The organism is Exobacillus caeni (assembly GCF_005747095.1).
Classification (GTDB): domain Bacteria; phylum Bacillota; class Bacilli; order Bacillales; family Guptibacillaceae; genus Exobacillus; species Exobacillus caeni.
The window spans coordinates 271,141-283,525 of record NZ_SWLG01000001.1; the positions used below are offsets into that span (position 1 = coordinate 271,141).

10 protein-coding genes are annotated in these 12,385 nt (G+C 41.1%); 8 read left to right on the forward strand and 2 right to left on the reverse strand.

All coding sequences use genetic code 11. The annotated features are described in order from the left end of the window. The first annotated feature begins 69 nt into the window (after positions 1-69). Positions 70-1,764, forward strand: coding sequence for a gamma-glutamyltransferase (ggt, locus tag FCL54_RS01400; protein ID WP_138122401.1), 1,695 nt, complete (start codon positions 70-72; stop codon positions 1,762-1,764). Between the two features lie 209 nt (positions 1,765-1,973). Here ggt and FCL54_RS01405 read toward each other — a convergent pair whose 3' ends face one another. Beyond that, positions 1,974-2,495 (reverse strand): CBO0543 family protein, encoded by a 522-nt coding sequence (locus FCL54_RS01405; protein WP_138122403.1) that lies wholly within the window; start codon positions 2,493-2,495, stop codon positions 1,974-1,976. A 233-nt stretch (positions 2,496-2,728) separates the two neighbouring features. On the opposite strand from FCL54_RS01405, the gene FCL54_RS01410 reads away from it, so the two are divergent. The 5 genes from FCL54_RS01410 (at position 2,729) to FCL54_RS24735 (ending at position 9,144) form a co-directional block, all read left to right on the forward strand. Further along, positions 2,729-3,757 carry a M20/M25/M40 family metallo-hydrolase gene (locus FCL54_RS01410; RefSeq protein WP_425467092.1) on the forward strand — a complete coding sequence of 343 codons (1,029 nt, stop codon included), beginning with the start codon at positions 2,729-2,731 and terminating at the stop codon, positions 3,755-3,757. A gap of 519 nt (positions 3,758-4,276) precedes the next feature. Further along, a complete protein-coding gene (locus tag FCL54_RS01415) occupies positions 4,277-6,028 on the forward strand; it encodes an ABC transporter ATP-binding protein (RefSeq protein WP_138122407.1) in 1,752 nt (583 codons plus the stop codon). Continuing rightward, positions 6,028-8,052, forward strand: a complete 2,025-nt coding sequence (locus FCL54_RS01420; protein ID WP_138122409.1) for an ABC transporter ATP-binding protein — start codon at positions 6,028-6,030, stop codon at positions 8,050-8,052. Before FCL54_RS01415 ends, FCL54_RS01420 begins: the two co-directional genes overlap by 1 nt. Positions 8,053-8,215: 163 nt before the next feature. Then, on the forward strand, positions 8,216-8,701 hold the full coding sequence (locus FCL54_RS24730) for a DMT family transporter (RefSeq protein WP_342773839.1): 486 nt from the start codon (positions 8,216-8,218) through the stop codon (positions 8,699-8,701). After that, positions 8,695-9,144 (forward strand): DMT family transporter, encoded by a 450-nt coding sequence (locus FCL54_RS24735; protein WP_342773840.1) that lies wholly within the window; start codon positions 8,695-8,697, stop codon positions 9,142-9,144. The genes FCL54_RS24730 and FCL54_RS24735 overlap by 7 nt, the downstream gene beginning before the upstream one ends. A gap of 70 nt (positions 9,145-9,214) precedes the next feature. On the opposite strand, the gene FCL54_RS01430 is transcribed toward FCL54_RS24735, so the two are convergent. Continuing rightward, positions 9,215-9,991: a thermonuclease family protein gene (locus tag FCL54_RS01430; RefSeq protein ID WP_138122411.1), complete on the reverse strand. Its 777-nt coding sequence runs from the start codon at positions 9,989-9,991 to the stop codon at positions 9,215-9,217. A gap of 206 nt (positions 9,992-10,197) precedes the next feature. On the opposite strand from FCL54_RS01430, the gene FCL54_RS01435 reads away from it, so the two are divergent. Then, the gene (locus FCL54_RS01435; RefSeq protein WP_138122413.1) at positions 10,198-12,069 is read left to right on the forward strand and encodes an LTA synthase family protein; all 1,872 of its coding nucleotides are present in this window, start codon (positions 10,198-10,200) and stop codon (positions 12,067-12,069) included. Between the two features lie 158 nt (positions 12,070-12,227). Further along, positions 12,228-12,365 (forward strand): hypothetical protein, encoded by a 138-nt coding sequence (locus FCL54_RS23760; RefSeq protein ID WP_171016626.1) that lies wholly within the window; start codon positions 12,228-12,230, stop codon positions 12,363-12,365. Positions 12,366-12,385: the final 20 nt, after the last annotated feature.

Consider the following 12,385-nt stretch of genomic DNA (forward strand, 5'->3'; position numbering starts at 1 on the left):
TTACAGTAGTTTAGGTTTCGAAATAGGGGGAATTTTATCAATACTAATTGTCCATGAGGAGGAAGGATTATGCCTAAAAAAAAGATGGGGATAAATATAAATAATAAGTCTGTTGAACAAGTGGCAGACGGCAAAGAAGGGATGGTAGCGACATCACATCCGTTAGCTTCCAGGGTGGGAGCTGCAGTTTTAAAAGAAGGCGGAAACGCAGTAGATGCGGCGGCTGCGATCGTATTTGCCTTAAATGTTGTAGAACCGATGATGTCAGGGATCGGCGGAAGCGGTTTTATGATGGTCCATCACGCCGAGGAAGAAAAAACAGTCGTTGTAAACGGCCATACTCGTGCCCCTTTAGCCGTTACACCGGAGCTTTTTTTAGATGAAAACGGAGAAGTGATCCCTTTTAAAGAACGATCTACAAGCGGCAAAGCAATAGGGGTACCCGGCACGTTGAAATCGGTTGAAAAAGCGCTGGAAGAGTTTGGGACGATGAAGCTGGAACAGCTGATCAATCCTGCCATTCGGCTTGCAGAGGAAGGAGTTCCGGTAAACTGGGTGCTGGCTCATCATATTGACCAATTTGAACACAGGATGTCTAAGGAAACAAAAGAGCTCTTCTTGCCGAATGGACAACCTTTAAAAGAAGGAGACCTGCTTGTTCAGAAGGATCTTGCAAATACATTGCGAAAAATAAAGGAACACGGGTGTGACGTTTTTTATAAAGGAGAAATTGCAGAAGACATCGTTAAATTCGCCCGGGAAAAAGGAAGCGAATTAACGAAGAATGATATGGCGACCTATGAAGCTACCCTCGATAAGCCTGTTTGGGGAGATTTTGAGGGACATAAGATCGCTTCTTGTCCACCGCCGAGTTCTGGTGGAGTTACGACACTGCAAATTTTAAAAATGGTAGAATTATTGAACATAGGAAACCATGATATTGCATCCCCGGACAAGTGTTTTATTCTAAGTGAAGCGATGAGGCTTGGGTTTGCTGACCGAGAAGCTTTCATGGGTGATCCTGAATTTATAGATATTCCGGTCGATGGGCTGTTAAATTCAGAGTATCTGAAAGAGCGTATCGCGCTGGTTGATTTAAACGTACGAAATCCAAACATCACGTTTGGCAACCCGTGGAAATATCAAAAAGGCTCTGATCCATACACTCCTGTTGTCCATCATGAGGAGAAGCCGTTTGGTGAAACGACCCATTTTTCAGTAGCCGATAAATACGGCAATGTTGTTTCCCACACTTTAACACTTGAACATCCTTTTGGAAGCGGCTTTTTAGTTCCGGACTTAGGCTTGATGTTGAATAATGAGGTAACTGACTTTGATCCACATCCAGGCGGCTCAAACCAGGTCGAAGGTGGAAAACGCCCTCTTAGCAGTAAGTCACCTTCTATTGTTTTTAAAGATGGCCGTCCGGTAATGGCGGTCGGATCTCCTGGGGGGCCGACTATTATTGCATCTGTAACCCAGGTTATTTTAAATGTTTTGACATATGGACTTCCTCTCAAGGAAGCTGTAGATGAAGCCAGGATCTACAACGGGGAATACCCATTAATGATCTACGAAGAAGGAGTTTCTAAAAAAGTAATAAAGGAGCTAGAAAAACGTGATCATGTCTGGGATGAAAACCCTCTTCCACAGGGATTAGGGAATGTACAGGCCGTGAAGATCGGCCCTGATAATAAAAGTTTTTCAGGAGCCTGTGATATGACAAGGCAGGGTGAAGCGATTGGAATTAACGAGACGAAATGATTAATAACAACTACCTCTTTGTACAGGCTTTGTTGACCTGTTTAAGGGGTAGTTTTTTTGCCGTATAGGATAAATCAGAGGAGAATTCTCGACTCCGTAAAAAAGTTTAAGATAGTTATTAGTGCAACTACGCCTCCTACTCTGCCTAAAGGTTACCAGATCGGCAGGTTTTCTTTATCATACCAAGAATGGAATTACCTTTGACCAGGTTACCTTTTTTCAACCGGCAAATGAACAGGAACATCAAACAACCATAGCCAGAATACAGCGAGTACAGCAGAAACAGCGTACGCTATAAGTGGCTTTTTATAATAAAGCCGCAGCATCGGGAACATTGTGATATCAAAAAAAGCAGACCAGCCAAGGCTCCATCCGTATTGGTAATCTATATGATGGGTTACCGTGTAAATCCATTCTACTCCCACATAAACGAAAACCCATTTAAAGTAATAAAAGATCAAGGTTCCTGAGTTGCTGCGCTCAGGATAACGGCTAATAAATAAGAGAGAGGTGGCAGGGAAAACAATAAACGTGTAAAGCATCTCCGTAAGAGTATGGTTTGATATAAAATCTGCATCAAGGCGCCATAAAAAGTGATTAGCGGTTAAAAAATTATAAAGAAGGTTACCTAAAGCAAAATAAAGCATAACGGTATGGTATTTCTCCCAGTTTCGCCAATCTCCCCACTTCCAGACTGCATAAATCATAAATAGTGCTAATACCACATGCATAATATCATTCCTTGTATTCTTTGTTGTTAGTTTGACCTAAAGTGAAATCTTTATAACCAAAGAAGTTATTATTGGTATGAAGTGTATGCAGCATATTAGTGTTGTTCTGGAATGTGACCGGTAACAGGTAGTATTTCTGCTTCACTAGTATAATAGATGGAGTTTTAGTACAATTTCTAATGAGAGATCTTATGGAGGTGTACATATTGAATCAAGAATCGAAACATTTTTTAATGGAATTGCTTTCAACTCCATCCCCATCTGGAGCTGAAATGGAGATTCAGAGAAAGTGGATTAACTATGTAAAAGAATTTGCAGATGAAATCAGAACGGATAACGCTGGGAATGCGATCGGTATCCTTAATCCTGAAGCGGAGTTTAAAATTCTTCTGGCAGGACATTGTGACGAGATCGGATTTATGATCAATAAAATCGATGACCGCGGTTTTTTGAGGGTTGCTAAGCTCGGCGGAATCAGCCATAAGCCTGCGATCGGAATGAAGGTCGATATTTTAGGAAGCGGAGGGCGCATTACAGGAGTTATCGGAGCGAACGCCGAGCATCATGGCGGCGTAGACAAGGACTTCGAGTTTGAGGATCTGTACATCGACTGTGGAGCAAATAATAAAGAAGAAATGGAAAAGTATGTCCAGGTAGGCGATCTTGGTGTCTATAAGCGAGAGCCAGAGATTCTTCTAAACGATACGATCAGCGGCAGGGGACTGGATAACAGGACAGGTTCGTTTCTCGTAGCGGAGGTTCTAAAAGAAGTGGCAAAGAAAAACCCTAAGATTGGCGTATATGCTGTCAGCACGGTAAATGAAGAGACGAATATGGGGGGCGCATATTTTGCAGGTGCTGGCATCAATCCGACGATGGCGATTGCCTGTGACGTGACGTTCGCAACTGATTATCCGGGGGTAAATACTGATAAGTACGGCGAGGTATCGCTTGGCAAAGGACCTGTTCTGGCAAAAGGTGCGCCGATTAACGTTAAAATCAATAAAATGTTAGAACAGACAGCTGAAAAGCTTGATATGGAGCTGCAGTATGAATTGACGCCAAGAATGACAGGGACAGACGCCGATAAACTTCGCCTTACAGGAAAAGGTGTTCCAATTGGATTAGTGTCTCTTCCACTTCGTTACATGCATTCACCGGTGGAAGCTGCAAGTTTCAAAGATATGGATGAGGAAGTCCAGCTTCTAAGCGATATGATAGCGAATATGACCGGAGACGAAAGTTTAAATCCACTTGATTAATGTAAAAGACTCTTTTCTAAGAGATTTCGCTTGTATTACAGCTACAAAGTAACTGGAAACAGCGAGTGAAAAACCAATTGACACAATTGTGTGAAAAGTGGTAAACTTACTTGGCGAAAATAAAATGAACGAGAATGGAGGGTGCGCTATGAAATGCTCTGTTGTTTTTGAAGGAATGAAAACAAACTTAATAATGATGGCGTACCCTGTTCTTTTATAGCTCATTAATTAACAATTAATTGGCTGGCGTATGTCACTTAGATGACGTGCGCTTTTTTTATGGCTTTATCTTCCGATGAGCAAATAGCGGATGATGGAGCCTCTTTTTTTGTGGTCATGTAGTAATAAAGTACTTATTACGGATGGGATGAAGCATTTATTATACTTCATTTCAATAAAAATTCAGATGGAGGGCTTAAAAATGAGGCTTGCAATTTTATGGATTGTGCATGTAGAGGATTGGATAGATGATGGTTAGCTTAGAAATCAAAAAAAGAATAAAGGAAATGAGGCGAATCGATGTTTTCGGTGCTTGTAAAATTAAGCTGGTTTTTTAAGAAGTATTGGAAGCGGTACACAGTGGGTATCGTATTGCTGGTTATTGTGGGAATATTAGAAGTTATTCCTCCGAAACTTGTCGGTATGGCGATCGATGAGATAAACCTGGGAACTTTAACAGAAAAGCGTTTGAGCGACTTTCTCTTGTTTTATGGGGGATTGCTTGTTGTCATTTATTTTGTTACCTATATCTGGATGTATCAAATTTTTGGTGGAGCTTTTCTAGTAGAACGTATTTTACGTTCAAGGTTGATGAGGCATCTATTGAAGATGACCCCAACTTTTTATGAGAAGAATCGGACGGGAGATTTAATGGCCAGGGTTACAAACGATCTGAAGGCTATTTCAATGACAGCCGGGTTTGGGATTTTAACCCTTGTAGATTCAACGATATTCATGTTCATCATCTTATTGACGATGGGATTTCTGATTAGCTGGAAGTTAACCTTTGCTGCCATTGTTCCTCTTCCGCTTATTGCGCTAGCGATCAGCCGATACGGGAAAGTGATCCATAAAAGATTCACAGCAGCCCAGAATGCATTTGGCGATATGAACGACCAGGTACTTGAAACAATCGCAGGTGTTCGTGTTTCAAGGGCTTACGTACAGGAAATCGCTGATCAAGAACGCTTTAGGGGTATGACAGAGGATGTTTACCAAAAAAACATTGATGTAGCCAGAATCGATGCCCTTTTTGAACCAACGATAAAGGTGCTTGTTGGTATTAGTTATCTGATAGGGCTGGGATATGGTGCATTTCTAGTATTTCATAAGGCGATAACCCTTGGTGAACTTGTTTCGTTCAATGTTTATCTTGGTATGCTTATCTGGCCGATGATTGCTATCGGGGAGTTGATCAACGTTATGCAGAGGGGGAACGCTTCCCTTGACCGGGTGACGGAAACACTCGATTATAAACCAGATGTCCAGGATCAAAAGAACATTGTTTCAGTAATTTCACCTGAAAAAATAACATTTAAAGATGTTACTTTCCGTTATCCGAGTTCACAGGTCAATAATCTTGAAAATATTTCTTTTGCGTTAGACAGAGGACAGACGCTTGGAATCGTGGGGAGAACTGGAAGCGGTAAGACGACGCTGTTAAAGCAGTTCCTCCGGGAGTATCCATTAGGCAGTGGCAAAGTATTAATTTCAGGTGTTCCGCTGCAGCAAATCGGAATGGATACAGTCCAGAGTTGGATAGGGTATGTGCCACAGGACCAGATGCTTTTCTCCAGAACAGTGAAGGAGAATATCCTTTTTGGAAATAAGGATGGTACTGATGAAGAGGTTGACAGAGCGCTATCACTGGCCTCGTTCAAAAAAGACTTAAGTGTTCTCCCGGATGGCTTAAAAACGCTTGTCGGGGAGAAGGGAGTCGCTTTATCAGGAGGGCAAAAGCAGAGGGTTTCTATCGCGAGGGCCCTGCTTATAGATCCTGAAATCCTAATACTCGACGATGCGATGTCGGCTGTCGACGGAAAAACAGAATCTGAAATCATTCAAAATATCCGGACAGAGCGCAAAGGAAAAACAACTTTTATAGCGACACATCGCCTGTCTGCTGTTCAGCACGCCGATTGGATCCTTGTTCTTGATGACGGGAAGATCATCGAGGAAGGAACACATAAAGAATTAATTCTTAAAAACGGCTGGTATAAAGAGCAGTATGAACGGCAGCAAATCGAAGAAAATCTGGAGGGGGCAGGCTGATGAAAAGAAATACTGGAAAACGTTTAGTAAACTATGCCCTGTTGTTTAAAAAGCAAATAATCATTGCATTGCTTTTGCTTGCTGTCTCAGTAGCGACAGAACTTACCGGACCTTTTATCGCTAAAACAATGATTGATAAGCATATACTGGGAATCGAATTTTCCTGGTATGAAACTTCCGGTACAGAAGATGCTGTCCAATATAACAACAATTATTACAAGCGAAGCGATCACTTTGAACCCGGAGAAGAAAAAGGGAAAGAAGTGCGCATCCTCCAGGTTGGAAGAGAGTACTATTTTATTGGCGGGCCTGTTTCCTTTGATGGTGAGAGAAAAGTTGCTGATGATCGTTTAACGATTACAAAAGGCGGCCGATCGAAGGGCTATGAAGCTGTAAAGTTAACAAACGACCAGCTACTTGCATTCTATAAACCGCAAATCAGCCCTTTGCTTATCTTGATTGCGATTTATTTTGGTTTGTTGCTCATCGCATCTATTTTTCAATATGGCCAGCGTTACCTTCTTCAATCGTCTGCAAATCGAGTGATCCAAAAGATGAGGAATGATGTGTTTGCCCAGATTCAGCGCTTGCCGATCAACTATTTTGATAATCTGCCGGCAGGCAAAGTTGTTTCACGGATCACAAACGATACGGAAGCGATCAGGGAGCTTTATGTTACGGTGCTTGCAACATTTTTCACGAGTATTATTTACATGGCAGGAATATTTATTGCGTTGTTTTTGCTTGATGTAAAGCTTGCTGCTATCACGCTTTTAATCCTTCCAATCTTAGTCGTGTGGATTATTTTTTATCGAAAATATGCTTCGAAGTACAATCATATCATCAGATCGCGGTTAAGTGACATCAACGGGATGGTAAACGAATCGATTCAGGGAATGCCGATTATTCAGGCGTTTCGCCGTCAAAAAGAAACAGAAAAAGAGTTTGAAGAGTTAAACGAAGATTATTTTGCGCATCAAAATAAAATGCTTAATTTGAATTCCCTGACATCTCACAATCTAGTAAACATCTTAAGGAACGTGAGCTTTGTTACGCTGATATGGTATTTCGGAGGTGCCTCCCTCGGAGTTGGATCTGTTGTTTCGCTCGGTGTTCTATACGCGTTCGTCGATTACTTAAACCGTCTGTTCCAGCCAGTTACGAACATGGTGAATCAACTGGCGAATTTAGAGCAGGCGCTCGTGTCTGCAGATAGGGTGTTTGAGTTGATGGATGAAGCCGGAGAAGACGTTGCCGAAGGAAACATTCCAAGATATAAAGGTAACGTATCTTTTGAAAAAGTCTGGTTCGCTTATAAGGAAGGGGAATACGTATTAAAAGATATTAACTTCGAAGCAAAACACGGAGAGACCGTTGCCTTAGTAGGACATACCGGCTCGGGAAAAAGCTCGATCATGAACCTGTTGTTCCGCTTCTACGATATTAAAGAAGGCAATATTTTAATAGATGGAAAAGATATACGCGATACTCCAAAACAGTTGCTGCGGAAGCATATGGGCATCGTGTTGCAGGATCCTTTTCTTTACACAGGTACAATCGCAACAAACGTAAGCCTTAATGACCCATCCATTAGCAGGGAAACGGTTGAAAAAGCTCTCAGGGATGTTGGTGCAGAAAAGTTGTTGAAAAATCTTCCGAACGGATTCGATGAGCCAGTAATTGAAAAAGGAAGCACCCTTTCTTCAGGTCAACGCCAGCTTATCTCTTTTGCCAGGGCGCTTGCTTTTAACCCGTCGATTTTAATATTGGATGAAGCTACTTCTAACATTGATACAGAGACTGAAGCAGTTATCCAGGAAGCACTTGATGTACTGAAGAAAGGCAGAACTACTTTTATAATCGCCCATCGTTTATCAACGATCAAAAATGCAGATACAATACTTGTCTTGCATAGAGGGGAAATTGTAGAGCACGGAGACCATGATACACTGATGCAGAAAAAGGGCAGATACTATCAGATGTATCAACTACAACAGGGAAAAGAAGTCAGTAAAGCGGTATAACAAAATGAAGCAGGGGAGAATATCCCTTGCTTTTGTTATTCGGCAAAGTTTTTTGCGTGATTCATAAATTTTCCCATTAAGATCAATTCTTTTTTGTATGCGAAACACTATGGATAAGTTAGAATGGAATCATTGTAAATGATACACGGGAAGAAGTGGTCGTATGTTAAAATCAAAGTCTTTCATCTATATTTCCCTGCTCGTCATTATGATCATCTGGGGGTTTAATGTGGTTGCTATCAAGTTACTGGTAGAATACTTTAAGCCACTTACCATTCAATCGATCCGAATATTCACGGCTTCTTTAGTTGTGTTTTCTGTCCTTGGAATGAATAAACCTTTTAGAAGGCTGACTGCTAGAGAATGGCTTTTACTGGGGATGGGAGCTCTGACGGGAGTTGTGGCGCATCACTCGCTGCTTGCAATAGGTCTTACCCAAACAACAGCCTCTAACACAGGCTTAATACTGGGGCTTGTTCCGCTTATGACAGCCATATTTGCGGTGATCTTTTTAAGGGATAGATTGACACCGTTAAAAATAGTAGGGATTATTCTTGCGTTTGCCGGTGTGACGTTTGTTGTTTTGAGCGGAAACAGCAGAATAGGGGAGGTATCCTCCGGAGACCTGTTCGTCTTTTATCGGTGGTAGCGCAGTCTCTAAGCTTTATTTTTATTAAGAAAGCGACGAGAACGATAGACCCAAGGTTCATGACAGGCGGGATGCTTCTGGCTGGTTCTGTTACGTTATTTATTGTTAGCATTTTTGTAGAACCCCGGGGAAGAGCACAATTGTTAGAAAGCCCAGCCTGGATCTGGCTCGTTTTCATCGGATCAGCGGTTCTTGCCACCGGGTTAGGCCATATGTTTTATAATAAAGCGATTCAGCAAATAGGTGCCGGGGAAACGGCGATATTTAATAATATGACACCGTTCTTTGCTCTGATTGGCTCTGCGCTTTTTTTGAACGAGGCGATCACTGGTGCACAGGTTGCTGGTTTTATGCTGATTGTGTGCGGTGTCATTCTCGGTACAGGCGTTATTGACCGTACCATCGTGCAGAGGAGATATAATGAAAAAAACACGGAAGCGTAGATTTTATAACCTTTCTTAACATAGGACCTACCAAAAAAGAGGATGGCCATGTCGGTCATCCTCTTACTAGTTATCGCTGGGAAGGGCGGAATCCGGCTTTTTTTGCCTCTGATTCTGTACAGAACATCTTTTCAGGTTTCGTCACCTCATAATAAGCACCATCTGGCGTATGGTAGATCTTTTCCCCGTCGCTGTTAATGTTTCCCTTTATTGTGCAATCCCCGTTTTCTTTAGAAGCTGTTTCTTCCTGCTTGATCCTGTTGTGATGAAATCCATCTTCTTGTGCATAGTTTTCAATACTCCAGATGCCGACCCCTTTATGCTGAGCTTCTTTCTGGAGCTGCTGGAAATCATCAATATATTTTGTATTAGGTGGAAAGATGTAAGCGACACGGGCAAGCCCCTCTTTAAGAAGCATTTTATTAACCATCTTATCCTCAATCCATACGTAAGCAAGCAAACGGCCATATTTATCCCTCTCTGAAATTCCGGGTTCTATCTTTACTTTTTTACCTGAGAGGATTTCCTTTGCATATGCCGATGCTTCCGGGCCAAAAGGCTGGACTGGTTTAGATGGATGCTTCGTTTCAGGGGTATCTATAAGAAGGAGCCTTATTGTTTCCACTCTGTTATTCAGCTTCACTTTTAACGTATCCCCGTCAATAACTTCAAGAACATCTGCCGAAAGAAGGTTAGCATTTGCCGGCTTTGGGTCTTTGTTTATATTGTCATTATGACTCGCTTGTGTTGAATGTGAATCAGGGATATTAGTAGGGGGTGCAGTGGTTGAGCACCCTGCCGATATCAGCATTGCTAATACGGCCATTAATAATAAAATTCTTTGCATGCTGTTCCTCCATAAATGAAGTCCTGTTGTTACAAAAAATAATTTTATCATATTATGGCAAGTACAACATAAGATAGTTTCGTCATTACAAGTGACAAGTACTATAAATAAAATTTTTAAGTTAATAATATATGCAGGGTTATTTCTAACAAAAGTTTCTTGGATTTCATCTAATATAGTTGGCAAAGCGACAGAGGAGGAACATTATGCGCTTAAAAAGCTTATTAAATAAAAGATATACCATATTTCTGGTCTCTTTTATTTTAATATGGCTGAAAACCATTATCGTGTATAAAACTAACTTTGATTTGCCGGTTGAAACATGGAAACAAGAATTTATCTTGTTAATCAATCCTATAAGCACCATTCTTCTTTTGTTAGGGATCAGTATGTTTTTTAAGGGGAAGGTACAGGCCAGGTTTATTGTGATGATCAGTCTGGCAAGTTCGATCGTTCTTTTTGCCAATGCGATTTTTTATCGTTTCTACAGTGATTTCATTACGATTCCGGTACTTTTTCAGACAAAAAATATTGGGGACCTGAGTGGGAGTTTTACCGAACTTGCAAGACCGTGGGATATCCTGTTCTTTTTCGATACGTTAGTGTTATTGTTTTTATTTAAAAGAAGAAAACTTAAAACGTTTACAATAAAAAAAAGAGAGGCATATATTTTTCTTGCAGCTGCAATGGCTCTTTTGGCTTTTAATCTTGCCCTTGCGGAGACGGAACGCCCGCAATTGCTGACGAGAACGTTTGACAGGGAAATATTGGTTAAGAACCTGGGGACGTATAACTATCATGTTTATGATTTTATAATGCATTCCAAAGCAAAAGCCCAACGAGCCCTTGCGGATGGAAGTGAGACGTCAGATGTAGAAAATTACATTAATGCGAATTACCAGCCTCCAAATGTGGGACTGTTTGGTGCCGCCAAAAATAAGAATCTGATTATCATATCGCTTGAATCTACGCAGGGCTTTGTTATTAACAGGACGATCAATGGCAGGGAGATCACTCCTTTTTTAAATGACCTGGCAAAAGATAGCTATTATTTCTCTAACTTTTATCATCAAACCGGCCAGGGGAAGACGTCCGATTCCGAATTTTTATTGGACAATTCCCTTTATCCTTTGCCCAGCGGAGCAGTTTTTTTTACACATTCTCAAAACGAATATTACGCTACACCCGAAATAATTAAAGAAAAAGGTTATTATTCTGCAGCGTTTCATGCAAATAACAAAAGTTTTTGGAACAGGGACATTATGTACCGATCTCTCGGCTATGATAAATTCTTTTCAGAAAGTGATTACGAAATTAACGATGAAAATGCTTATAACTGGGGAATGAAAGATATCCCTTTCTTCGAACAATCTGTGGAATACTTAAAAATGCTGCCACAGCCGTTTTATGCAAAGTTTATAACGCTCTCAAATCACCATCCGTTTATTCTGGAAGAAGAAGACCATATGATTGGCGAAGTTTCTACAAATGACAGGACGGTTAATCGGTATTTTCAAACTGTGCGTTATACAGACGAAGCGTTAAAACGATTTTTCGATAAATTAATAAGGGAAGGGCTGTATGAAGATTGTGTTTTTATTATCTATGGTGACCATTATGGTATTTCTGAGAACCACAATAAGGCCATGGAACAGTTGATGGGTATTAAAATGACACCGTATGTTTCCACACAACTTCAGCGAGTGCCGATGCTTGTCCACATTCCGGGACATACAGAACGAAAAGATATAAATACTTCTGTTGTTTCCGGACAGATTGATCTGATGCCAACGATATTGCACTTGCTTGGAATCGGAACGAAAAACACGATTCAATTCGGCCATGATTTGTTTTCAAAGGAGCGGGAGAACGCCGTTTTCCTTAGGGACGGAAGCTTTATTACGGAAGAGCTCGTGTATGCGAAGGGAAAATGCTACTACAAACCGGATGGGATAGAGATCGATAAAGAAGCTTGCCGGCCGGTCATCGAAAGGGCTAAGAAAGAGCTGGAGCTTTCTGATAAAGTCGTTTATGGAGACCTGTTCCGATTTTTCGTGGAAAAAGACGTAAAAGAATAGGTAACATTTAGCCACGACGAATTTATAGTCTAAACGAAACTCACACCTCTTTCTCCATCTAAGGCCAGGCAAATCTGAAAGTTTTCTTTCTTTTTTGTGATTTTAAATCATTGGTTAAGCCCTCTTTTCATATATACAGATTAATGGGAGGGATGAACATGAACGGAAACTGTTTGTACTGCAAAAAGGAACTGTTTTACCCCTGGGAGCTCAGACGTTATGTTTGTGATGACTGCGAATATGCAATTACTGATACCTACCATGAAGAGTGGAAGGAAGAGAAAAACGGGGTCTGACCCCGTTTTTTCTGTGGATA